This window comes from Listeria sp. ILCC797 (assembly GCF_900186185.1).
Classification (GTDB): Bacteria; Bacillota; Bacilli; order Lactobacillales; family Listeriaceae; genus Listeria; species Listeria goaensis.
The window spans coordinates 1-22,223 of sequence record NZ_FYBS01000020.1; the positions used below are offsets into that span (position 1 = coordinate 1).

The 22,223-nt window shown below is 39.5% G+C and carries 25 protein-coding genes; 20 read left to right on the forward strand and 5 right to left on the reverse strand.

The annotated features are described in order from the left end of the window. Positions 1-3: 3 nt before the first annotated feature. From BN1609_RS13700 to BN1609_RS13735, 9 genes are all read left to right on the forward strand, one after another. On the forward strand, positions 4-639 hold the full coding sequence (locus BN1609_RS13700; protein WP_255377407.1) for a polymorphic toxin type 15 domain-containing protein: 636 nt from the start codon (positions 4-6) through the stop codon (positions 637-639). Between the two features lie 12 nt (positions 640-651). Further along, positions 652-1,206 carry a T6SS immunity protein Tdi1 domain-containing protein gene (locus BN1609_RS13705; RefSeq protein WP_088841033.1) on the forward strand — a complete coding sequence of 185 codons (555 nt, stop codon included), beginning with the start codon at positions 652-654 and terminating at the stop codon, positions 1,204-1,206. A gap of 23 nt (positions 1,207-1,229) precedes the next feature. Further along, positions 1,230-1,349, forward strand: coding sequence for a deaminase domain-containing protein (locus tag BN1609_RS13900; protein ID WP_255377402.1), 120 nt, complete (start codon positions 1,230-1,232; stop codon positions 1,347-1,349). A gap of 139 nt (positions 1,350-1,488) precedes the next feature. Next, a complete protein-coding gene (locus tag BN1609_RS13710; RefSeq protein WP_255377403.1) occupies positions 1,489-1,749 on the forward strand; it encodes a hypothetical protein in 261 nt (86 codons plus the stop codon). A 281-nt stretch (positions 1,750-2,030) separates the two neighbouring features. Next, a complete protein-coding gene (locus BN1609_RS13715) occupies positions 2,031-2,375 on the forward strand; it encodes a hypothetical protein (protein ID WP_088841035.1) in 345 nt (114 codons plus the stop codon). Further along, positions 2,342-3,013, forward strand: a complete 672-nt coding sequence (locus BN1609_RS13720) for a CdiA family toxin C-terminal domain-containing protein (protein ID WP_255377404.1) — start codon at positions 2,342-2,344, stop codon at positions 3,011-3,013. Before BN1609_RS13715 ends, BN1609_RS13720 begins: the two co-directional genes overlap by 34 nt. Positions 3,014-3,024: 11 nt before the next feature. Continuing rightward, complete coding sequence (locus BN1609_RS13725) at positions 3,025-3,414, forward strand: hypothetical protein (protein ID WP_088841036.1); 390 nt, start codon at positions 3,025-3,027, stop codon at positions 3,412-3,414. Positions 3,415-3,828: 414 nt separating this feature from the next. Further along, on the forward strand, positions 3,829-4,398 hold the full coding sequence (locus BN1609_RS14160) for a hypothetical protein (protein WP_255377405.1): 570 nt from the start codon (positions 3,829-3,831) through the stop codon (positions 4,396-4,398). A 15-nt stretch (positions 4,399-4,413) separates the two neighbouring features. Beyond that, positions 4,414-4,806, forward strand: a complete 393-nt coding sequence (locus BN1609_RS13735; protein WP_220387176.1) for a hypothetical protein — start codon at positions 4,414-4,416, stop codon at positions 4,804-4,806. 330 nt (positions 4,807-5,136) lie between these two features. Here BN1609_RS13735 and BN1609_RS14215 read toward each other — a convergent pair whose 3' ends face one another. Then, positions 5,137-5,394, reverse strand: a complete 258-nt coding sequence (locus tag BN1609_RS14215; protein ID WP_088815589.1) for a helix-turn-helix transcriptional regulator — start codon at positions 5,392-5,394, stop codon at positions 5,137-5,139. Positions 5,395-5,676: 282 nt separating this feature from the next. On the opposite strand from BN1609_RS14215, the gene BN1609_RS13745 reads away from it, so the two are divergent. The 6 genes from BN1609_RS13745 (at position 5,677) to BN1609_RS13770 (ending at position 13,185) form a co-directional block, all read left to right on the forward strand. Beyond that, positions 5,677-7,188 (forward strand): hypothetical protein, encoded by a 1,512-nt coding sequence (locus tag BN1609_RS13745; protein ID WP_088810363.1) that lies wholly within the window; start codon positions 5,677-5,679, stop codon positions 7,186-7,188. Beyond that, the gene (locus BN1609_RS13750) at positions 7,181-8,677 is read left to right on the forward strand and encodes a DUF2334 domain-containing protein (protein ID WP_088841037.1); all 1,497 of its coding nucleotides are present in this window, start codon (positions 7,181-7,183) and stop codon (positions 8,675-8,677) included. The genes BN1609_RS13745 and BN1609_RS13750 overlap by 8 nt, the downstream gene beginning before the upstream one ends. 10 nt (positions 8,678-8,687) lie before the next feature. After that, positions 8,688-9,938, forward strand: coding sequence for a glycosyltransferase (locus BN1609_RS13755; protein ID WP_088810365.1), 1,251 nt, complete (start codon positions 8,688-8,690; stop codon positions 9,936-9,938). Between the two features lie 10 nt (positions 9,939-9,948). Then, on the forward strand, positions 9,949-11,991 hold the full coding sequence (locus BN1609_RS13760; protein ID WP_088810366.1) for a cellulose biosynthesis cyclic di-GMP-binding regulatory protein BcsB: 2,043 nt from the start codon (positions 9,949-9,951) through the stop codon (positions 11,989-11,991). 10 nt (positions 11,992-12,001) lie between these two features. Beyond that, positions 12,002-12,856, forward strand: a complete 855-nt coding sequence (locus BN1609_RS13765) for a diguanylate cyclase domain-containing protein (protein WP_088810367.1) — start codon at positions 12,002-12,004, stop codon at positions 12,854-12,856. Between the two features lie 224 nt (positions 12,857-13,080). Next, on the forward strand, positions 13,081-13,185 hold the full coding sequence (locus BN1609_RS13770) for a putative holin-like toxin (protein WP_088810368.1): 105 nt from the start codon (positions 13,081-13,083) through the stop codon (positions 13,183-13,185). A gap of 127 nt (positions 13,186-13,312) precedes the next feature. Here BN1609_RS13770 and fosX read toward each other — a convergent pair whose 3' ends face one another. Further along, positions 13,313-13,735 carry a FosX/FosE/FosI family fosfomycin resistance hydrolase gene (gene fosX, locus BN1609_RS13775; protein ID WP_088810369.1) on the reverse strand — a complete coding sequence of 141 codons (423 nt, stop codon included), beginning with the start codon at positions 13,733-13,735 and terminating at the stop codon, positions 13,313-13,315. A 10-nt stretch (positions 13,736-13,745) separates the two neighbouring features. Continuing rightward, positions 13,746-14,714: a LacI family DNA-binding transcriptional regulator gene (locus tag BN1609_RS13780; protein ID WP_088810370.1), complete on the reverse strand. Its 969-nt coding sequence runs from the start codon at positions 14,712-14,714 to the stop codon at positions 13,746-13,748. Positions 14,715-14,860: 146 nt separating this feature from the next. Here BN1609_RS13780 and BN1609_RS13785 point away from each other — a divergent pair, with 146 nt between their 5' ends. The 3 genes from BN1609_RS13785 to BN1609_RS13795 all read left to right on the forward strand — a co-directional run bounded on the left by BN1609_RS13785 (position 14,861) and on the right by BN1609_RS13795 (position 18,221). Continuing rightward, positions 14,861-16,198, forward strand: a complete 1,338-nt coding sequence (locus BN1609_RS13785; protein ID WP_088810371.1) for a 6-phospho-beta-glucosidase — start codon at positions 14,861-14,863, stop codon at positions 16,196-16,198. 85 nt (positions 16,199-16,283) lie between these two features. Next, entirely contained in the window at positions 16,284-16,970 is a 687-nt protein-coding gene (locus BN1609_RS13790; RefSeq protein WP_088810390.1) for a CPBP family intramembrane glutamic endopeptidase, read from the forward strand. Between the two features lie 30 nt (positions 16,971-17,000). Continuing rightward, positions 17,001-18,221 (forward strand): chloride channel protein, encoded by a 1,221-nt coding sequence (locus tag BN1609_RS13795; protein WP_088810372.1) that lies wholly within the window; start codon positions 17,001-17,003, stop codon positions 18,219-18,221. A 62-nt stretch (positions 18,222-18,283) separates the two neighbouring features. Here BN1609_RS13795 and BN1609_RS13800 read toward each other — a convergent pair whose 3' ends face one another. Further along, positions 18,284-19,297 carry a tagatose 1,6-diphosphate aldolase gene (locus BN1609_RS13800; RefSeq protein ID WP_088810373.1) on the reverse strand — a complete coding sequence of 338 codons (1,014 nt, stop codon included), beginning with the start codon at positions 19,295-19,297 and terminating at the stop codon, positions 18,284-18,286. Positions 19,298-19,465: 168 nt separating this feature from the next. On the opposite strand from BN1609_RS13800, the gene BN1609_RS13805 reads away from it, so the two are divergent. Together BN1609_RS13805 and BN1609_RS13810 are read left to right on the forward strand one after the other, a co-directional pair. Then, positions 19,466-20,623, forward strand: coding sequence for a serine hydrolase (locus tag BN1609_RS13805; protein ID WP_255377406.1), 1,158 nt, complete (start codon positions 19,466-19,468; stop codon positions 20,621-20,623). A 10-nt stretch (positions 20,624-20,633) separates the two neighbouring features. After that, the gene (locus BN1609_RS13810) at positions 20,634-21,071 is read left to right on the forward strand and encodes a GNAT family N-acetyltransferase (protein WP_088815584.1); all 438 of its coding nucleotides are present in this window, start codon (positions 20,634-20,636) and stop codon (positions 21,069-21,071) included. Between the two features lie 234 nt (positions 21,072-21,305). Here the strand turns inward: BN1609_RS13810 and cbpA are convergent, their stop codons facing one another. After that, complete coding sequence (cbpA, locus tag BN1609_RS13815) at positions 21,306-21,941, reverse strand: cyclic di-AMP binding protein CbpA (RefSeq protein ID WP_088810376.1); 636 nt, start codon at positions 21,939-21,941, stop codon at positions 21,306-21,308. Positions 21,942-22,223: the final 282 nt, after the last annotated feature.

The following is a 22,223-nucleotide window of genomic DNA, read 5'->3' on the forward strand; positions in this document are numbered from 1 at the left end:
GGCATCCCGAACCAAGCGCCTTCCAAAATCGCTCAAGGGACGGAGAATTTGAAAGATGTGCTGCAGAAGTTTGATGTGAATTTGGGTGGCGGAAGCAAACGAGCTGATGGTATAATAGAGAAAGCCAGTGGGGCTGTAGATGATACTAATAAGATACCAGAAATTGAAATTGAATTTAATAGAAATCCTAAACATGATGCGGCTGAATTTGCAAGACAGCTTGAGAATCAGCAAAAAGGAATGAATGAGCTGACTGTTCAAGAGTATTTAGATAATCGTACTCATTATATAGCAGAAGGTCGTGCTATTGAAGGGAATGCGGCTCAACAAGCAGCTAGAGAAAAAGCATTAAGTAACAAAATAGAAGAACTTTTTGGGCAAGGAATGTCTTGGGAGAGTGCTGAAAAAGAGGCGACTAGTTGGATGGATTCACAAGCAGCTCTCCATAATCCTGACCAAATTGCGGGAGGAAATGCTAGCATTATTGGAGGAATGGGCGATAAGGGGATTAACTCTTCACTTGGTGCTCAATGGAAGTATAGAATTGATACAGTAGATGAGCAGATTCGTGAGATGGCAAAAAATATGACCCCTGAACAATTGAAAAACACATATTTAAACGTTAAACTTACGCAATAAGGAGGGCTATAATTGGGAATTTATAGTGATTTTGAACAAGTTAGTGAAGTAATGGAGTCAACAATTAATAAATATAAAAGTCATCTTCCAAAAGAATTGATTGAGGTTTGGAAAGTACATGGTTATGGAACTTTTATGGGTGGCTATTTAAAAATAATAAATCCAGATGATTTTATACCTTTAGTTGAGGAAACATATTTAAGGAATAAAGGAACCATTCCTATATTAACAACATCTATGGGGGATATCATACTTTTTGAAATGGATGAAAATCAAGAATCTTATATAATTATGGTTAATTATAGGAGAGGGAAGACAAAAGTATTAGCTTCAAAATTTTCTTTATTCACTAGATTTTTGGAAGAAGAAGCTTTTAAACAAAAGGCAATGGATTGGTTACCGTATCCTGAGGCAGTAAAAGAATATGATGAACCGAGTTATGATGAATGTTTTGGTTATGTTCCTTTACTAGGGCTGGGAGGACCAGAAAAAATTGATCATTTGGATAAGGTTAAATTGAGAGAACATGTGCTTCTGATTTCGAGTTTATTAGGTCCAATTGAATAAAAAATCTTTAACATCATATGTGGATGACAGATTTCCAAGATTTATATACAGAATTACCTACATGCCAAAGTTGTACGAATCTTATATTAGAATTTAGATACAAATATCCAAATATAACGTTGAATATATTTACTAAGTATTAAACTGGGAGAGAAAAATGGACAAAAAATATATATTGAAGCTAAAGATTGTACTTTAGAAATTTATGAAGAATTTAAAACAGAACAAAGATTTACAGAAAAGCAATCAATAAGTGCTACTTTTGAAGAATTAGTAATTCCAATGAGAAAAGATAAACGGGAGTATGTTTCGGTATTTTTAAATCTTGCAATATTAAGTTTAAAACAAAAGTTTATACCAGACTATATTTTTAATAGAATAGAAAAAATAAAGAGCATTGATTTAAAAGATTTATCGTCAGATGATTTTTTGTGTTATAAAACAGATTTAAGCAATTTTGATGAGCTTATTTCAAAAGGAGATTTTGAAATTGATAGGGATGAAATGTATTCTTTAAGAGTCAATATGCTTTTAGGAGAGTAAAACGAAATATTATATTGAGAAATCATTTAACGATAAACAAAAAGCACTTCACTATCTGATTGGAGTCGGATAGTAAAGCCTTGACTAGTGAGCGTGAACTCACTAAATAAGTTGCCAATATTAACAAAAGTCCTTTGAATGTTTCTTAGGTGTACAATGATTTTAATTAGAATATAGTAGAGATATTGTAACGGTATTAGTGAAGCACCAATCACTGATACCGTTTTCTGATTTTGTCCCCTACGAGTTTAGCTTCAAGTGTTGCTTATGGTAGTCTTGAAATGGACACAGCGATTACGTGGAAAGACTGGATGACTGGCCGCGAACTGGATGCCACCGAACGCGCCCAGCGCGGCGCTTTTGCGGTTTTGGATGTCATTCCAGGCGTCAAAGCCCTAACCGGCGGTGTACAAATGATGCGCTCAGGAAGTCGTTTAGCAAACGTGAGTGATGCCCCTCTTACAAGGTGTGAAAAATGTCCCCACACAAGTGGGGGATATTGCCAAACTTGGTCAAACACAAATGAGAACGGGATGGTCAGCCTAAAAACCGCCACGCATTACAGGTCGCCACACAAAAAGGCATCAAAGGATTGGACAAGGTCGGACAAACGGCAACCGCCATGAAAGGCTCTTTAAACTTGCCACCACGAAAAAATCTAGCCTTAGCCGGCATGGGAGGCATCCCGAACCAAGCGCCTTCCAAAATCGCTCAAGGGACGGAGAATTTGAAAGATGTGCTTCGGAAGTTTGATGTAAATTTGGGTGGTGGAAGCAAACGGGCTGATGGTATAATAGAGAAAGCCAGTGGATCTAATGACTTCCAATTTAGTGATAATGTTAAAAACCATTTAAAAAATGTGGAGAATGTTAATACTAAAAAAGGAGTTATTGGAGGTCACAATCTAGATGAGTTTAATAATGCTTTAACAAATCAAGGAGTAGGATTAGATGAATTAATTTTATCCAAAAAACCGCACCCATCTATTGAAGGTGTCTATGAAATTGAATATCGAATACCTAAAAAGGATATAACTGGAAATGTTGCAAAGCCAATTACCTACAAGAATATTGATACACCAAAAACAGTTTATGACCCATCTGTGTTTTCAGAAACAGATATATATAATTTAGGTGTAGAAGCAATGCAAAATGGAAAAATAATTAATGGAAGAGTTGAAGGTACAGCATCTAATGGGCTGAAATTTATAGGCTATTTAGATGAAGCGGGTAATGTGAAGAACTTTTTCCCAATTTTAGATTAAAGGAGGTAAGTATGGATTACGTGATTTTAAAAGAAGCAACTGATAAAAAAATTATTTTAGATGATATATTTTTTGAAATATCACTTAGAAAATCAGGAATTGAGAAGGCTCTTGAAAAATTTTCCCAAAAAGAAGGATATATTGTTGAAGGTAAAGCTATTTGTTTTAAGGAAGATTTAGATGAATATGATTTGTCACAGTTAAAGATACCTTTAGATGATGAACATATTTTAATAGATGTAGAATCTGATTACTCGAGTGTAGATGAAAATAGCCAAGCATACATGACATTTCCAGAATTTTATGCATATCTAGAGAGAAATATTAAAAACTATGTGATTGTAGATAACAAAATAAATGAGCTACTGTTAGATGTAAAAAAAGGGTTGAAAATTCAATGAAATTTTTAATATTAATTAAATATAAAAAAGGCACTTTACTATCTGATTTGGCGTCGGATAGTAAAGGCCTTATATTAAGGAACAATCTCACTAATCAAGTTACCAATAGCTAACAAAAAGCTAGCTGTATTTATTGGATGAAAATTTAACGTAGAAAAGAAGCGATTGAAAATTGTATAAAAATTCAAAGGACTTTACTAGTCTTTTTGGGAGTTTATGAAGTGTATAATCATTCCAGTTGGAAAATGTAAAAGTTGTTGAAACGGTATTAGTGAGGCACCAATCACTGATACCGTTTTCTGATTTTGTCTCTCCTCCATGTTTAACCTCAAGTGTAGCTTATGGCAGCCTTGAAATGGGCACAGCGATTCCGGGGAAAGACTGGGTGACTGACCGCGAACTTGATGCCACCGAATGCGCATGGCAAGCCTAAAAACCACCACTCAAGACGCATTACAAGTCACCACACAAAAAGGCATCAAAGGATTGGACAAGGTCGGACAAACGGCAACCGCCATGAAAGGCTCTTTAAACTTGCCGCCACGAGCACATCTAGCCTTAGCTGGCATGGGAGGCATCCCGAACCAAGCGCCTTCCAAAATCGCTCAAGGGACAGAGAATCTGAAAGATGTGCTTCGGAAGTTTGATGTAAATTTGGGTGGTGGAAGCAAACGGGCTGATGGTATAATAGAGAAAGCCAGTGGGGCTAAGCTGAATAAATTAAGTCCTAAAGACATTAATAATATGTCTCTAGATGATTTACGCAAAAGTATTCCTGATGATTGGCAAATTTTTGAAAATAATGGTCGTGTTCATATTAAAGATGCTAACGGTAATTTTAGAGTTCGTATTGATCCACCTGATAAAATCACTAATTATGAACACATGCATATCTTTGATGAAAATAAAAATCCATTGGATATAAAAGGAAATATTGTAGATAAAAAAAGTCCTGATGGACATATTCCTTGGACTGATAAATAATTTTGGAGGCATATTATGAATATTAAATTATTACAAAATGAGATTGATAATACCGAGTATTGGGATATGTCAATATTGGATATTCAAACACAGTATTTTGGTGATGAGGTATATATTTTTATAGAAAATGATGAAAAAACTTGTTGGAAAATTAGCTTTTTTTCTTGTTATAAAGTTAGTTATGAAACAGATTCAAATTGGAGAACTATAGATAATGTAAAGGAGATGCGTGGGGGACAATTAGGGTATGATGGACAAGATATTTCCTTAAAAAAATATGAAGATAATGAAAACTTTATGGTATGTTCCCTTGATCTATCGATTATGACAATGAACATAGTTTGCAAAGATATTCATGTAGAAAAATTAAGCATGGAAGAGAATATATTTTTTTGGCAAGACAAGTAAATTTGAAAATAAAAAAGCACTTTACCATCTGATTGACGTCAGTTAGTAACGCCTTGACTAGTAAGCAGTAATTCACTAAGCAAGTTGCCAAAGCAAGCAGTATGTATTGTACAAAAATTCAAAGGACATGGGTGTACAATGATTTTAGTTAGAAAATAGGAAAGTTATTGAAACGGTATTAGTGAGGAACAAATCACTGATACCGTTTTTTTGTGTATCAAAAAATTGAAGGAGTGAAACAAATGATCCAAACAGAAAACAAGCAGCCAATCAAAGAAATTACTCACCAAAATATCTAGATAATTAATATCTGAATTACCCAGAAGATAATCAACAGTGGAATTTGGTTCTGTTGCAAGGCTCTACCACTTTATCAAGTTCAGGCTCTCTCTTGCCATTTTCCCAGTTTTTATAAGTTACACGATTTACACTAACTAAGTCAGCTAGTGCTTGTTGTGTCATTTTATCTATTAGAAAAGCAAGAAGTTTTAAAAGAAGTTGATGGTTTAAATGAAGAATAACAGTCTGTTTATGCTTCAGATATAAGTGCTTTGAAGCAATTGTTGAAAAATCGAAATATTTAGACATACAAAGATGAAGAATATAAACTAAGGGTGGAAATGTTATTAGAATAATAAAAAGGCACTTTACTAGTAAGTTATCGCTTTTTCGTATACCTAAAGATTAAAGTTATCTAGTAAACAAGATCGCTCTTCTTTTACATCTAGAAACGCAAAAAAAGGATTCTAGCTAGTAATTTTCTTTATTTTTGGTATAATTGTGTTGTAAATGTGTCTAAAATATGTCTGAAAGTACTAGGTATATAGTAGTTAGAAAAAAATCCAATTCATATAAAAAGGAGGGGACTGCATGGATACGGGGCGCATAAAACGGGTTATCTATTTGAAATGGATAGCTTTTATTCATTGGGGTAAGCAGTCTATCAGTCCGGCTCTTTTGGCTGCAATTGGTGTTTTTATAATTGGCATTGTAGTTCTTTTTGTGCCGCCTTATATCGGTCTAGCCGACAATGGGGACTTTTTTCGGGTGTTTTCCAGTAATAATATGTACGTTGATTCGGTTCAGCATTCGGCGACACAATTTGGGTATTTCGTAAAAGACTATCCGATTTATGAGTACTTTAACGAACAAAACACCGCCTTTTTTTCCTCCCAAAGTGTATTTATTCAAGCGGCTTTGTTTGTTAATAATTTCTTTTTAGATGGCGTTTTTGATATTCGCTTTTTGGCGGTCATTTATTTGCTCTTCTTAGTTGTGGCGATTTATTTGCTCGTGGAAGGAATTACGGTGAAAATGCAGGACTGGCGTGGCTATATGGTGGCGATTTTTGCGGTTCTGATTTTCGGGGATACAGCTTATTTGGCGTATTTTAATTCGTTTTTTGGTGAAGGTTTGATGATGATTGCGATGCTTTATATCGCGGCAAGCCTGCTGCTTATGTATCAAAATCGCTACAATGATTACTGGATGCTCGGGCTCTTTTTTGTTTCGAGCATTGTTCTTATCACCACGAAACAGCAAAACGCGCCGGTCGCTATCGTCATCGGTGTACTCGGACTTTTACTTCTCTTTATTAAAAAAAATAAAGCTTTTAAGGTTTGGGTGGCTTCCGCACTGGGGGTTATCGTGCTAACTGGTGTGCTGATGTATGCCTTTATTCCTGAAACGTTTGTGACGATTAACAAGTACCAAACGATGACGCGCGGAGTCATTTTGGATTCCGAAAACCCAGAAAAAGATTTAAGAGAAATGGGGATAAATGAGCAGTTTGCGCTTTTAAAAGGCACAACTTATTTCCAAAAATATAAGATGGTGGAAACGGATAGTGCCTTTATGGAAGATCATTTTTATAGCCATTTTGGATTTGTGCCAGTGTTGAAATTTTATGTGGGGCACCCTGATGCGTTGCTTAAAATGCTGAATTTGTCAGCGGAACATGCCTTTACGATTCGTCCGCTAGAAATGGGTAATTATGAAGAGAGTGCGGGCAAGCCATTTGGGGCTAAAACAGGCTTTTTTACGCTTTATAGTACGGTGAAACATAATGCTTCGCCGTCTGCATTTGGGATGATTGTTTTATGGGCTGTGGCTGTCACTTCGGGTTACAGCCGGGGAATCATTCAAAAGTGGCATTTAGGCGATTTTCGGGGAATGCTTAGGCTCGATTTAGTTTTAATTTTAGTTGGAACGAGCTTTTCGGTGTTACTTACGACGATTGTTGGTGACGGGGAAGCTGATTTAGCGAAACATGAATTTTTGTTCAATGTTTGTTTCGATATTGTGTTGTTAATGGTATTAGCTTCATTAACGGAATTGGTCGGCAAACAAATTGCGAAAAGGAGGGCGGGCAAACATGTTTAAAAAATGTTTTTTAGTGCTTCTTTTCGTTAGTAGTATTTGTTTATGGCCCGCACCAGGCGAGGCTGCTAAGGCTGGAACGACGCTTGTTTTATACGATAGTTTGGCGAAACAAGATGTGACGAATGGAAATGTTGATTTGCTTTTAAGGATGCTTGCATCTTACGGACAAACTGTGCGGCTACAAGACGTGCATGAAAAATTGGAGGCAGACGCGGACTTTATAATTGTTGTGCAAAATAAAACGAAGCATTTAGACAGCAAAATTAGTGAGAAGTTGCAGCAGTCGGGCAAGAAAATCTTATTTGTTGGGCAAACGCCACCTGATTGGGCGCGGGAGAAATTAGGAAACCTTGCAGTGCAAGCGAATGATACGGCTGTTTCGGTGAAAGTGCATGAGGCGTTGCAATCTGAACCACTTCTTTTAGGGAAACTGAACCTTATTCAAGCGGCTGAAGGGCACAAAATGGGCGAAGTGACGACGGATACCGGAACTAAATTCCCTTACGCGGTTCGAAATGGCGATGTGTCTTACGCGAGCTTTTTAGTGGATACGCCGGTTAGTGGATTGGCCTTGTTTGAGGTGCTGAACGATTTTTACGGGGCGAAACAGACGGGGAAGCCATATGTTGTCATTCGCGATGTGAATCCATTTGTGAATTTTGAGATGGTACAACAAACAGCTGACGCCTTTTACGAAGCGGGCATTCCGTTCATCGTGAGTGCTGGACCCGTGTTTGAAAACATGAAATTAAATGCCGCTAAAAAATATGCGCAACTCTTGCAGTACGTTGAAACGCGCGGTGGGAGCATCATTTTAAATGCGCCAGTCGTTACTTTTGGGGAAAGCAAGAAGGGCGAATTAACCGATGTGATGGCGACTTCCATTCACTTCTTTGCGGAAAACGAAATTGCACCGCTTGGGATAAGTTCAGAAGCGTACTGGCAAAGGGATAAAATTTATCGTGACGAAGGATTAGCCCCGTTTTCCTCCGCCATTTTATTCCCAAACAAGAATATCGTTTACACCGCTGAAACGAACCAAACGAATGCGTTTCAAAATGCCTTGTTTTATTTAGACGGCAAGCATTACGCGAAATGGGCTAAAAATGCGGAACAGACGCGGTTTGTGGTGGACACTGCACTTGGTTTTTCCTTGTTTAGTGATGAAGTTGAGTTAAAGAAAACGGTTGAGTGGCTTCAAAAATTACCGATTCAGGATTATGCGGATTTACCGCATGCCGTTCAGACGGAAAAGGATAAGATTACGGCTCAAAATGGCTTTTTATACGTGAACGGGCAGGAAATAAATCCGCAAGATGAGTCTGATACGATGAAGCAGACGGAGGCTACGAAGCAAGAAGCCTCGCTAGACGAATTCTTTTCTACCCAATCAAAGGTTTTAACGGTTATTATTTTGGCGACTTTGCTCGTGTTTGTGATTTTGTTTTTGATTGGGTACCGAGTTTACCGGAAAAAATATGTGAAATGAGGTGAGCGATTTGACGGTTGCAGATTATTTATCGCTGTTTGCAGTCATTTGTATTTGGGGGCTTTTACTTGTGAATATCGTGCTTATCATTGCGGGATACATTTACTATTTGCGCAATGAGCGGCGTGCAGTGCCAGAAATTGCAGGCGAGGAACCTTTCGTTTCGGTCATGGTTCCAGCGCACAATGAAGGGAAAGTAATTGTGAAAACGGTGGAATCCTTGCTTGCATTTAACTACCCAAACGACCGCTTCGAAGTGATTGTCATCAACGATAATTCTTCCGACAACAGTGCGGAACTTTTGCGGAATATCCAGCTGAAATACCCAAACCGCGCGCTTACTGTGATTAATACGGATAGCGAAACGGGCGGGAAGGGCAAATCAAATGCGTTAAACATTGGTTTTGAAAAAAGCAAGGGGGACTACATCGCGATTTATGATGCGGACAATACACCTGAAAAAAATGCACTGCGCTACCTAATTGGGGAAATCACAAACGACAAAAGCTTAGGGGCGGTCATTGGGAAGTTTCGAACGCGGAACCGGAATGCAAGCTTTCTGACCCGTTTTATTAATATTGAGACGCTTAGCTTCCAGTGGATGGCGCAAGCTGGGCGGTGGTCACTATTTAAACTGTGCACGATTCCAGGAACAAATTTTGTCGTCAGACGGTCGATTTTAACGGAAATTGGCGGCTGGGACGAGAAGGCGGTAGCCGAAGACACGGAAATTAGTTTTCGCATATACATGATGGGCTACCGAATTAAGTTCCAATCGAAAGCTGTTACGTGGGAACAGGAACCGCAGACGCTTCCTGTATGGTTTAAGCAACGTTCAAGGTGGGCGAAGGGAAACATTTACGTCATTCTAAAAAATGTGCCGCTTTTATTCCAAAAAAAAGGTCGTCCTGTGCGGTTTGATATTTTGTACTTTTTATCGATTTATTTCTTACTTTTGAGCTCGCTGCTTCTTAGTGATGCGCTCCTTATTTTTAACTTTTTAGGTTATGTGCATACGACGCTTGCGAGCTTTAGTACGACGCTTTGGTTGCTTGCAATTATTCTTTTTATTACGGGGACTTTCATTACGCTTTCAACGGAAAAAGACGAGATTTCGCTTTCGAATTTCTTGTTTATTATGTTGATGTATGTGACGTATTGTCAGCTATGGATGATTGTTGCTGCTTATGGATTCTATATTTTCTTAAAGGATACGATTTTAAAACGGGAAACGAAATGGTACAAGACGGAGCGATTTTAGGAGGGGCATTATGAAAAAATTAGGTGTACTGGCTGTTTTGCTCGGGATTTTCTTTTTTGCTGGCATGCAGCTTCATGCGGAAGCGGCGACTTATCAGACGGTGCTTGGCGTTGACAAGGAAGCGCGCGGAAAATATACGACAACAAAACAAAATTTTACGATTGAAAATTATTGGAATACAAAGACGGTGAAGGTGAAGCTTGTTTACCGTGTGACGCAGCTTTCGGAACAAGAGGTTTCAACCATAACCTTCTCGGTGAATGATGTGCCGTTCTATTCGTTCCGTCCGGCTAAAGGGGAGACGGGCGTGCAGGAGGTTACGGTTGATGTGCCGGTCGATAAGTTGAAAAAGGGGAGCAATGTGCTAAGTATAGAAGGCTTTATTTATACGACGCTGCCAGATAATCAATGTACGATTGACGACACACCAGCGAATTGGTTGCACATTGACAAAGCGAGCAGCATTTTGGTGGATTACGACGCTGCGGCGTTTAAAAATACGATTGCGGATTTTAATGAGCGTTTTACGGGCATCGATACGGTGAAAAATGAACAAAGCGGCGTTTTTGTTTCAAATCAGGCGGCGAATGCGGAAATGACGGCCGGTCTTCAAGCGGTGACGGCGTTTGCGCATGAAAATCAATTGGACGATAAGCAAATTGCATTCGGGAAGTATACTGAAAGGGCGGATAAGGCGTATCAACTTGTTATCGCGAATTTCAAGGATTTGCCGGCCGGACTTCAAGCGGGGATTGATAAAGCGAAATTGGATGACCAAGCCGTCATGAAACTCACGCGCGTATCTGGCAAAGAAGTTTTGGTAGTCACCTCAAATAGCGATGCAGCGCTAAAAACGGCAGCGAAGCTTATTAGCAACCAGGCGCTCATGTCCCAACTTGCTTTAAACGAAAAGTGGGTGAAAAAGGACGAAAAAGTAGAGACGCCGAAGTCGAAAGTCGACAAAGAAATTAAGCTGACCGAAGAAGGCGACAAAGTGAAGGGCATCGGCCACGTGGAGCAGGATTATTTTATTAAAGTGCCTTCAAACCGAAGCATTTCGGACGGGACTAAAGTGAACTTAAAGTATCGCTACTCAAGTAACCTTGATTTCGAGCATTCCCTTGTCACCGTTTTAATTAACGGCAAACCAATTGGAAGCCAAAAGCTAACGGCGAAAAAAGCAAATGATGATTCGTTCACGATTAATGTGCCAAAAGATATGAATATTGTGGGCAATTTTAACGTCACAGTCGCATTTGATCTAGTGTTAACCGATAATTATTGCGGCTTCATTAACGATTCTGAAATTCCATGGGGCTTTGTCACAAATGAGTCGACGTTCAATTTGCAAACCGAGGAACAGCAAGACTTTCTATTCAACAATTATCCGTACCCGATGATTGAAGATGGGCAGTTTAATAAAGCGGTTGTGGTGTTACCCGACAACCCAGACGCAAATACGATGAACGCCTTGCAAAATGTATTTAACTTGTTCGGTCAATTCGTTGATGGCAACAATGGCAGCCTAGAAGCCGTCAAAAGCGCTGATTTTAAATCGGCCAATGAAGCGAGCAACATCATTGCGGTCGGCGGTTTAAACGACAACACGGTCATCAAGCAGGCGAACGACCAATTGTATTTCAAATACAACAAAGCGGGTACTTATTTCCTCTCAAACGAGAAACTGAAAATTGACCCGTCCTACGGGAAGCGAATCGGAAGCGTCCAACTCATCCCCTCCATTTTTAACAAAGAAAATGCGATTTTAGCGATTACGGGGCCGACAAGCAGCACAACCGAGCTTGGCGCCACGCTACTAGGTTCCGCTGAAATGTTAAGTAAAACCTACGGCGACGGTGCGATTATGGATACCGACGACACCATTCATGCGTATCGCTTCAAAAAAGTTGCAGATGCCGGAGAAAAAACATCTTTTGCATCAAAACTGACGGATAATCAGGCGACACTAGCTTTTGTCGGCGTAGCCATTATGACGCTAATTATTCTTATTGTCGCAACGGTCTTATTACTGCGCAAATATCGGAAGAAATGAGGGAGGATAAATGAAACGAAATCGTAGTGATTTTATAACGGATATTGGGTTTTTGCTGTTCATCCTTCTTTGTTTTATTAGTGTAGCTTTTATTGCGGATGACCCAACCAATTATTTAACCAATATCATCTTTTTTAACATCGCTTTTTTACTTGTGATTATTACGTACTTTACGAATTTGACCTTAGGTTTGATTTTAAATATTGTGTTTATTTTCAGCTACGCGACATATATTTTGTATGAAACAGTTACAAAAGGGACAGAGTATACACTTGGTTCATATTTTTGGCTGATTATGACACCACTTTTCACGGTTGCGGCATTTTTATTCACACGAAATACGACGAAATTACAGCTGGAAAATGCAGTCATTAAGTCACAAAATGAATATTTAGGTACGATTGATCAAGATACGCTACTAAAAAACATTGTTTCTTTCCAAAATGATGAAGCGATTTTTGCGAGCATTTCTAAGCGTTATGATATGCCGCTTGCGTTACTTGTTGTCAAAGTTCGCCACTGGAAAGAGCTAAAAAGATTCCAAAGTAGCGAGGAAATGCGCGTTGCCTTGCAAGATATTTCAGCACTGCTGGAGTCTTGTATTCGAACGAGTGACGTGCTTTATTTACTGGATAAAGAAGAGGCCACATGGGGACTTCTTCTCATAACCGATGATCCGGGGGCGAAACTTGTGTCCGACCGCATCAAAAAACGGATTAGTGAAGCCAATAACACCGAATTTGCTACAAAATACCGCGTGCGCATTGAGCTCCGAGTAGGCGCAAAACTCTTCGATCCAGATACGATTAAAACACCGCTTGATTTTATCGAAGCGGCTGAAAAAGAATTAGAATATGATGTTTAAAAAGAGATAGTTGAACTAGAAAAATCTTAAGGAAGATTAATTCCTTAAGATTTTTTGTTTTTTGTCCGAAATCGCTTGGGAAATAAGGAATACGGGCCTGAAAATTGTATAGAAAAAGGTCGATTATTATGCTAGACTGAACAGACAGAGAAGTGAAGATGGAGGCGTTTTGGAGGTGGTGCTTATGCGAAGAATACGTATAAAATCTACGAAAGGAATGCAACATGTCTGTTTATGAAACAATGGCTCTAATGCTAGGTTTTGGCACATTTATTATTGCCTTGCTTGGCTTTATGGTCGTGTTAATTAGACTTAGAAAAGACAAATAATCATCTTTTCACTTTGACGAGGGAAAGATGATTATTTCATTTTTATAGCTTTGTCACCGTCTTTACGGCTCTTTTGGGATATGACACAACATATCCCTTTTCTTATTTCAAAGTATAACATAATGGATCAAATTTTCCCATCTTTATTTTGCTTGTTATATGCTTCAAGTCGTGTTCCTAAAGTTCCTGTGTGAAGTTCAAATAGATGTTGGTCAAAATCATAAAAATAAATGGATTCACCTTCACCAGATATGCGTGCCCGTGTTTCTTTAATTTCAAGGCCGAGTGCTTGAATACGCGCATAATAATGCTCAAAATCATCTGTCTCAATTTTGAAAGCAATGTGATTATACGTTTTCTGAAGCGGTGTTTCGCCTTTCATAATGGCAATCCAAATGTCATCAATTAAAAAGAATTTTTCTTCCGCAAGTGAAAATGTTTGGTCGCCGCTAGCGTAAACTTCTTTCGCATCGAAAATTTTTTCGAAAAATAGTGTTGCTTTGTCTAAATCGGCGACTATAAAGGTCATATGACTAAGTCCTCTAATCAAATTCTTCACCTCACGTCGTTTTTCGGGTTACTAGACGGAACTCGAGTTCTTGAAGAGGGGCACTAGCGCCGGCTAATTCATTGTGAATAATCGTAAAAGCATTTTCCGCTTGCTTATCAATTGGATAGTGGATAGTCGTGATATCGAGCAAGTGCGAAATCTCCAAATCATCAAAACCGCAAACCGCGAAGTCACCGGGAACGCTGAGGTTTTGCCTGCGAGCTTCAGAAACAATTCCGGCAGCAAGATAGTCATTTGGAGTAAAGAAAGCATCGGGCTTATTTTTCGTTTCTTTAAACCAATGGACGATTTCTTCACCTTGTTTGCGTGTTCCCATCCCATAAAAATGCCGTACAATGTGAGGATCGATTTCGTGTGCGTTACAAAAATCGAGGTAGGCTTGCATGCGACTTTGCGTATTTAGTCCCGAAGTAACGCCGTAAATGTTTGTGATGCGGCGGTAGCCTTTTTCGTAGAGATGCGTAAGACCGAGCATGTATCCGTCGTATTGGTTCATAAAAACAGAAGGGATTTTTTTGTTTTCAACGCGCTGCCAAGTAATGATGGGGCCGTATTTTGTGTATTGTTCGATGGTTTCCCAGTCGTTTAAACGGATGACGAGAACGAGCGCATCAATTTGTTTGCGCCGAAGCATTTCAAGTGCCTCAAGTTCCTTGTCGCGATTGATTTTTGTCATGAAAAGGGTCACGTTATAGCCATGTTCCTGCGCAGCAATTGTAAAGCTACGAATAAACACATTTAAAGAATCCGAAAACGTTGGTGCCACAATGCCAATTAGTTTCGTTGCCCCTTTCTTTAATGAAACAGCATTTAAGTTTGGCACATAGTCCAGTTCATCGATGACCGCCTGAACACGAGCGCGCGTTTTTTCACTTACGTAACTTTGTTTATTGATGACTCTTGAAACCGTCGCATTTGAAACGCCTGCGCGTTTTGCAATTTCATTTATATTCGCCAAAACAAGCACCTCACTTTGTTCTCTCAATTAAAGTATAGCACAAATAAAAAAAGTTTTGGAAAAAGCTTGACCTGTAATGCATTACATAATTTATGATAAAAATGTAAAAAAGAAAACGCTTTAAATTCACTTAGGAGGTTTATTTGATGAAAAACGGAGTAAAAATTGTCACAATTGGTGGCGGCTCAAGCTATACACCTGAACTCGTGGAAGGATTTATCAAACGTTATCATGAACTACCAATTAAGGAATTATGGTTAGTTGATATTGAAGCAGGTAAGGAAAAGCTGGAAATTGTCGGCAATATGGCGAAAAGAATGGTGAAAGCTGCTGGCGTTGATTGCGAAGTACATTTAACTTTAGACAGAAGAGAAGCACTTAAAGATGCGGATTTTGTTACAACCCAATTTCGTGTCGGCTTACTTGATGCACGTATTAAAGATGAGAGAATTCCACTTAGCCATGGCATTATTGGACAAGAAACAAACGGAGCGGGCGGTATGTTTAAGGCATTCCGTACAATTCCAGTCATTTTAAGCATTGTAGAAGATATGCGTGAACTTTGTCCGAACGCTTGGTTGATTAACTTTACGAACCCGGCTGGTATGGTAACGGAAGCTGTTCTTCGTTACGGAAAATGGGATAAAGTGATTGGCTTATGTAATGTCCCAATTGGCGCAGTGAAAAGCGCAAGTGATGTACTCAAAAAGCCAGAAGAAGATTTATTTTTCAAGTTTGCTGGTATTAATCATCTTCACTGGCACCGCGTGTTTGACAAAGATGGCACTGAGCTGACTGAACAGGTGATTGACGGCTTGTATGCGCCTGATGCCAATCCTGAAAAAGTGGTCGAAAACATTAAAAACATGCGTTTCTTATATGAGCAAGTGAAGCATTTGAAGATGCTTCCGTGTCCGTACCACCGTTATTACTACATGACGGACGATATGTTAAAAGAGGAGCTTGAGTCATTTAAGAATGAAGGGACTCGTGGCGAGGTTGTGAAACGTTTAGAGGAGAGCTTGTTTGAACTTTACAAAGATCCGAATTTGGATCACAAACCAGAGGAGCTTTCTAAACGCGGCGGAGCGCATTATAGTGATGCGGCCTGCGAAATCATTAACTCGATTTACAACAACAAAGGAACAACGATGGTCGTTTCTACGCGAAATAATGGTGCGATTGATGATGTGCCTTACGATAGCGCAATTGAAATCACAAGTGTGATTAAGGCGCACGGAGCGGAGCCGATTAATTTTGGGAAGTTCCCGCCCGCACAACGTGGCCTTCTGCAAGTGATGAAAGCGATGGAGGAGCTCACAATTGAGGCGGCAGTAACAGGTGATTATGCGACGGCACTTCAGGCGTTTACGTTAAATCCGCTCGTTCCAAGTGGCGACATTGCCCAAGAATTACTGGATGAGATGCTAGAAGCTCATAAGGAACATTTACCACAATTTACTACAAAACAGCTCGTTAAATAAATTTTTGCGGCCCGCCTTGTTGCGGGTCGTTTACTTTTTTTGGCTTTCATGCTAGGCTAAAAGGGAGAAAGGTGTGATCGGTTTAATGCCAATTGAAAACGATGAGAAGCAACCAAAAGCTTGGCTTGGGATTATTTGGGTTGTGCTCTATTTTATTTTAGATTCGATTGGGCAATTCATTGCGATTTTGCTACAATTTTATGCGGGCACGATGGATACAGCGCTAAATCATTTCCAGATGACATGGTATATGAACTTGACGCAAGCGTTTGCGTTAGGCGTCATCATTCTTTTAGCCTATTCGACCAATATGCGTTTATTTAGCTTTAAACCCTTTTCGAAAAAAGCTACAATTCAAGCGCTCATCATTGGTGCTGCAACACTTCTTGTGTCAAATGTACTTGAATTCACCATCAGTTTATTAAATCCCAACTTTAACACAGCGAATCAAACAGGATTAGAAGGCTTCTTGACGAATTCTTCTGTTCTAACGATGTTTACCGCCATTGTTATTTTGGCACCAATTGCGGAAGAAACCATTTTTCGTGGCCTCATTATGGGCGTCATTCTGCGTAAATATCCGAAAATTGCGGTCATTGTAAGTTCGCTACTGTTTACATTTCTGCATATACCAACAGATATTTTGAGCTTCCTTATCTACTTTGTAATGGCATTTGGGCTTGCTTTTATGTATTATAAAACAAGACGGTTAGAAGCTTGTATTTTGCTTCATTTTATTAATAATCTTGTGGCTTTTTTCTTCATGATTTAAAAGCTGTTCTTTTAGGAAAGGAAGTAGTCCGTGAAAAAGTTATCCTTCATTTATATTTGTTATACATTGCTTATAGGAGCATTTGTCGGCTTAGTCGGCGCCCTTTTTATTGCCCTTATTGAATTTTCCATACATATTGTTTGGCAAGAAATCCCGTCACTTATGCCGAATCTTAGTTTTTATCCAGTGTTAGTAGGCCTAGTTGGTGGTTTATTAGTCGGGCTTATTCAAACGAAAGTCGGCCCGTTTCCTTATACGCTACATGAAAACATGGCCGAAGTGAAAAAAACGGGGCGAGTGGAATATAAAAATCGTTTGTTGTACACGATTTTGGCCGCCTGGGTCGTGCTCTCATTTGGCGCAAGTTTAGGTCCAGAAGCAGCTCTTGTAGGTATCATCGGAGGGCTTGTGACATGGCTTGTTGACCATATTAAAATGGATATGCAGCGGAAAGAGAGTCTCATCAATCTCGGGATTCTCGGCATGCTTTCGGTCGTGTTTCTCGCGCCGCTTAACGGTATCGCTGAAGATTTGGATCAAGACTATCAAGAGCAAAAACTACCGCGCTGGTCGAAGCTCTGCCTATCTCTGCTCGTGTCAGTCAGCGGACTTGTGACGTATATTTTTGTGAAAGGTCTTTTACCGTTAGAAAAAAGTGTTTTTGCTATCCGGCTACCGGAAATTTCATGGTCTTGGCTGAACCTCGTTTATTTCATCCCAATTATTATCCTTGGCAGCCTTTTTGGCATTTACTTCTTATTTCTACAAAATGTGGTACAAAAAGTTCTTAAATTGATTAAAAATAAGATTTTGCTAGCCTTAATTGGTGGTGTGAGCATCGGTCTGTTCGGCATGATTTCGCATTATTTTCTATTTTCAGGTGAGCATCAATTAGTTGAAATTACAGCCGAAATCGCTCAATATCCCTTCTGGTTACTCCTTGCAATTGGTTTGTTTAAGCCTTTATTAACGGCGATTTGTTTAGGAGCAGGTTGGAAAGGCGGAATGATTTTCCCCGCCATTTTTGCAAGCGGCGTAATGGGTTACGTGGCTACTTGGGCGCTTGATATCCATGTAAGCTTCCTTGTAACTGTTTTTGTTGCCGCAAGTTGTACAAAAGTAGTCGGACGCCCATTTTTGACAAGCTCGATTCTATTATTCGTCTTTCCGCTCCAATTTTTCCCATTCATTCTTATTACCGCTTTCTTGGTGAGTTTGGACTGGAAGAAAATGGTGTTAAGACAAGCATAAAATAGTAACTAGCGTTATCAATCAAAAACCCAGCTGAGATTATCAGCTGGGTTTTGATTTTCTTATTTTTCAACCACTTTCACATCATCAAGTGATCCGTATTTTGTCCACCAAGGAACAGCGCCTTCGTCTAACAATTTGTTCAAGGAAGTAATGTTTTCCTTACCTTGCGTACGAAGCCATTCGCGAAGCGCATCATCACCTTGTTTACCGTAAACCTCAATACCATCTTTCCAAGTCGCACGGCCACATAAAACGCCACTATATTGAACGTTATGTTTGTTCGCAAATTCAATCGTTTTATGGAACATTTCCGCAGTAACACCAGCACTTAAATAAATAAATGGCAGCGGAGAAAGGTCGGAACATTCCTCGAAATGGCGAGCAGCAACCTCTTGCGAATAAGCAGTTTCACCGTCCGTAAAGCCTTCAACATAGTTGAAGTTAACTGGAACTTCAAGTTTTAAAACATCTACACCATAACGTGGTTTAGAAAATTCTTTTATAGATGCCTTTACCTTAGCCGGTTTCAATTTCGCGTATTCAAGGGAACTAGAGTCCGTCACTTTGGAATCATACGTAATCGGTTCAAGGAAGAACGGGATGTCAACCGCACGGCATTCAGCACCGATTCTTTCTAAAAAGGCGAATTTGATTTCATTAATTTCAGCAGGTTCATCTGGATCATAATAAACTAAAATTTTGACAGCATCGCCGCCGTTTTCCTTAATCTGTAATGCTGATAAATCTTCAATTAAGTCAGGTAATTTACCTGGAATTGTCGTATCATAACCTGTTTTTTCATATGAAGTAAGTAAGCCACAACCTTCGTGGCGCGCTTTAATCGCAGGTTTACCGAATTCATCATCTAATAAAATCGCAGAAGCATAAGGCGTTAATTCTTCCGATACAAGACGCTTGAAATCTTCCACATCTTTTTTATCTTCCGTTCCCTTGGCCGCTTGGATCATCTTTTTAAGTGAGCCGCGTTGGTCAATGGCAAGTGCAGCGATAACGCCTTTTTCATTTGAAAGTCTTTGCAATCCATCAAACTTACCTTTTGTTATTGTTACCATAGTTTATCTATCTCCTTTTCAAACGATTTCTGACCCTTCTATTTTACCCCTTACAGACTGCTTTAAACAAATGATTGCATTTTTTACGTGTTTGCTCTACTATTCATGTATGGAGTTGTGAAAACTGTTTTTTCTGAGGCAGCAAAAGGCTGTAGGAGTGAAGAAATAGTGGAAAAAACACGGAAAAGTAAATATGAATTAAGGAAGAAATATCGCAGAAGGCGAATTATAGCCTTTTTTAGCGTCCTTGTCCTTTTTTTGTTAGCCCTATTTGTGGGGATTAGTTGGCTAACACCGAAAAAAACAAGTGAAGATGTACCAAAAGCAAAAGTCAGCCAGAAAAAGGAAACCAAAAAGCCAAAACAAGAAACGAAAACAGCAGAAGTGGTCGAAAACACAGAAATTGATAGCTATTTAAAACAAATCGGCTTTAGCGGCACAGCCGTTGTTGTTCGCGAAGGACATACCGTTTTAAATAAAGGCTATTTGTATGCGAATCGGGAAACCAAAACGGCGAACACGCCTGACACAGTCTACTACATTGGTTCAGCGCAGAAGGCATTCATTGCTACGGCAATTTTGCAACTGGAAGAGAAAGGCCGTTTAAATACCGAGGACGCGGTAGGGAAGTATTTACCGGGCTTTCCAAACGGCGGTCAAATTAAACTATCTGATTTGCTCCATCATACGAGCGGTTTGAACGGCCACAAGGAATCGAATGCGGCAATAACGCCTGAAGCGCTTGTGAAAGATATTGAGGCAAAGGGGATTAAGCGCGGCCCAGGGAAATGGGATTACCTTGACTCGAATTACACGGTGCTCGCCTACCTCGTCCAAAAACTAAGCGGTCAAAGCCTATCAGATTACCTCACGGAAAATATTTTTCAGAAAGCGGGCATGAAAAAGGCTGGCTTTTACCAAACCTTCAAAAAAGAAAAAAATGCTTCGGTCGGCTACTACATCAAAAAAGACGGCAGTTACACGGAGCCGTCGCTTCCGGATTTATCGCAACTTTTCGGCGTGGGAAACATGTATATGTCCGCGTTTGATATGTATTTATTCGACCATGCACTTAGCACGCGGCAACTTTTATCCGAAAAAAGCTTCCAAAAAATGTTCACAAAAGGAAGTCCGTCCTTTTACGGCATGGGCTTTTACGTCGACCCAGGCAGCTACAATAGCCACGGTGTATTAAACGGCTGGAACGTATCAAACAGCATGAGCCACAGCGGAAAAACCTATGTTGTGCTATTTTCAAACATTCAAAACAACATTCGCTCTTTTGGAAAAGTAAACAACCACATTTACGAAATTTTAAACAAGTAGGAGAAGTCGCATGAATTCTAACCAAGCAAATGAAGCCGACTACAAAACCTTGCTGGCTATTTGGCGGGAATCTGTAGCGGCAACGCACGATTTCGTGCGAAAAGAAGATTTGGCGGCACTGGAACAAGAAATCCCGTCTTATTTTCCCCATTTAAACATTTTAATTTGGGAAGACGCGGACGAGGTTATTGGGTTTTCTGCCACACAAGACGCCCATCTGGAAATGCTCTTCTTACGTCCGTCCAAGCGCGGCAAAGGCTATGGCAGTCAAATTTTAAAAAGCCTATTAGACTCAGGCTTAAAAAGTCTCGATGTTAACACGCAAAATAAAGCAGCCCTTTCTTTTTACAAAAAAAATGGCTTCCGTGTCGTTTTTGAAAGCGAAACAGACGGCCAAGGTCGCCCGTATCCGATTAGTCATCTAAAAAAAGAACCTCCTTCAATTTGAAGGGGGTTCCAGACTGATGACAAACAGCAATCTTCGGAGTTTTTGCCTCCGTTCCGCTCCGCTTCGCCTAACTTCTCACATGGTCGGGCAAACTACGCCCTTCCTGTTTTCAGTCATCACGTACTCAAGTACGCTCCGGTGCGGTACTCGGCAATGCGTAAGAATCTCACTATTTGTCATCAGTCTGATTGTGCGTGGTACGTTTTGTTTGGCTTAAGTTTAGAGTTTGATGTGTTAACGCTCAACTTTTTCGATTTCCACAACGCGGAAGCCTTTGCGGTCTAAGTGAGCGATGATATCGTCTTTCATTTTTTCGTCTACGCTGTTTGGTAATGAAACGAGGACGCGGCGAATTAAATCTTCAGATTGATTATCAAGCGTGATGACGTTCGAGATATTCGTATATTTATCCACAATCTTCGTGATTTTTGTTAAAGAGCCAGGTACTTCGCCTGTTGCTATGGTCAGGACATAACCAGTCGTGTCAACGTTCCAAGCGTCTTGAAGGAGACCGAGCATTTTTCCATGTGTTAAAATACCATAGAAATCACCATTTGTATTTAAAACAGCAATATAAGGCAGTTCCTTGATGGTAAAGAACACTTGGAAGAACGAAGAGTTTACACTAATATGTTTCGTTGCATTTTTTAATAGCGACGTTACAGGATCTGTTAAACTCCCGCCATTTGCGGCATGGCGATAAATATGCATTTTATAAATATTTCCTAGAAACTTTTCGCCTGTTGTATCAAGAACAGGAACACAACGATAGCCAGATTCTTCAAGCAAATGGATGGCTTCTTGTAAAGTTGCGGTTTCAGGAACAGTCGTTAATTTTGCTTTTGGGATGCAAAGGTTTTTGATTAACATGTCGGTCACTCCATTCTATTTTCTCACTATTTCTATTTTAGCTTAAAGCGCGTGGTTAGTACAGTATAAACAGTAATGGACAATAAAATAAAGGAATACGTAAAGACGCATTCCTTGTTTGAGCAAAATAAAAAACCTTCGTAAGGTTAGTTGTTGTTTCTATGAAATTGTGTTATACTGAAAAACGCTATTACAAATAGTGTTAAAAGTAAGCGCAATTAGTCTACTTTAATACTATACACTTTATTTTTGATTTTGTCAACGAATTTGGGAGGCTTTTTT

Bases quoted from the DNA above. Each gene is read 5' to 3' on its own strand.
- BN1609_RS13785 (WP_088810371.1), top strand. From the start codon at position 14,861: ATGAAAAACGGAGTAAAAATTGTCACAATTGGTGGCGGCTCAAGCTAT.
- BN1609_RS13710 (WP_255377403.1), top strand. From the start codon at position 1,489: ATGAGAAAAGATAAACGGGAGTATGTTTCGGTATTTTTAAATCTTGCA.
- BN1609_RS13765 (WP_088810367.1), top strand. From the start codon at position 12,002: ATGAAACGAAATCGTAGTGATTTTATAACGGATATTGGGTTTTTGCTG.
- cbpA (WP_088810376.1), bottom strand. From the start codon at position 21,941: ATGTTAATCAAAAACCTTTGCATCCCAAAAGCAAAATTAACGACTGTT.
- BN1609_RS13770 (WP_088810368.1), top strand. From the start codon at position 13,081: ATGTCTGTTTATGAAACAATGGCTCTAATGCTAGGTTTTGGCACATTT.
- BN1609_RS13735 (WP_220387176.1), top strand. From the start codon at position 4,414: ATGAATATTAAATTATTACAAAATGAGATTGATAATACCGAGTATTGG.
- BN1609_RS14215 (WP_088815589.1), bottom strand. From the start codon at position 5,394: ATGTCTAAATATTTCGATTTTTCAACAATTGCTTCAAAGCACTTATAT.
- BN1609_RS13745 (WP_088810363.1), top strand. From the start codon at position 5,677: ATGGATACGGGGCGCATAAAACGGGTTATCTATTTGAAATGGATAGCT.
- BN1609_RS14160 (WP_255377405.1), top strand. From the start codon at position 3,829: ATGCGCATGGCAAGCCTAAAAACCACCACTCAAGACGCATTACAAGTC.
- BN1609_RS13725 (WP_088841036.1), top strand. From the start codon at position 3,025: ATGGATTACGTGATTTTAAAAGAAGCAACTGATAAAAAAATTATTTTA.
- BN1609_RS13810 (WP_088815584.1), top strand. From the start codon at position 20,634: ATGAATTCTAACCAAGCAAATGAAGCCGACTACAAAACCTTGCTGGCT.
- BN1609_RS13760 (WP_088810366.1), top strand. From the start codon at position 9,949: ATGAAAAAATTAGGTGTACTGGCTGTTTTGCTCGGGATTTTCTTTTTT.
- BN1609_RS13715 (WP_088841035.1), top strand. From the start codon at position 2,031: ATGGACACAGCGATTACGTGGAAAGACTGGATGACTGGCCGCGAACTG.
- BN1609_RS13800 (WP_088810373.1), bottom strand. From the start codon at position 19,297: ATGGTAACAATAACAAAAGGTAAGTTTGATGGATTGCAAAGACTTTCA.
- BN1609_RS13750 (WP_088841037.1), top strand. From the start codon at position 7,181: ATGTTTAAAAAATGTTTTTTAGTGCTTCTTTTCGTTAGTAGTATTTGT.
- BN1609_RS13900 (WP_255377402.1), top strand. From the start codon at position 1,230: ATGACAGATTTCCAAGATTTATATACAGAATTACCTACATGCCAAAGT.
- BN1609_RS13790 (WP_088810390.1), top strand. From the start codon at position 16,284: ATGCCAATTGAAAACGATGAGAAGCAACCAAAAGCTTGGCTTGGGATT.